The 245-nt window shown below is 49.8% G+C and carries 1 protein-coding gene; it reads right to left on the bottom strand.

The window, feature by feature from the left end:
• Positions 1–245 (bottom strand): hypothetical protein (locus AB1471_RS19105; RefSeq protein WP_367781035.1); only part of this gene is annotated, 245 nt, incomplete at both ends.

The following is a 245-nucleotide window of genomic DNA, read 5'->3' as shown; positions in this document are numbered from 1 at the left end:
CTTTCCTTTTCTCCCCCTTTTTCCTTCTTCCCCTCCTCTTCTCCCTCTCTTCTCCCTCCCCTTCCCTCTCTTCCTTTTCCCTCCTCCCTTTTTCCTCTTTCTCCCCCTTTCTTCCCCTCTCTTTTCCTTCCCTCCTTCTTTTTTTTTTCTCCCCTTCCCCCTTCTCTTTCTTCCCTCCCCTCTCTTCCCCTCTCCCTTTTCCCTTCTCTCTTTTTTTTCTTTCCTCTCTTCTCTTCTCCTCTCCC

This window comes from Jeotgalibacillus marinus, assembly GCF_040801915.1.
Classification (GTDB): domain Bacteria; phylum Bacillota; class Bacilli; order Bacillales; family Jeotgalibacillaceae; genus Jeotgalibacillus; species Jeotgalibacillus marinus.
This window is presented reverse-complemented; position numbering and strand designations above follow the sequence as displayed.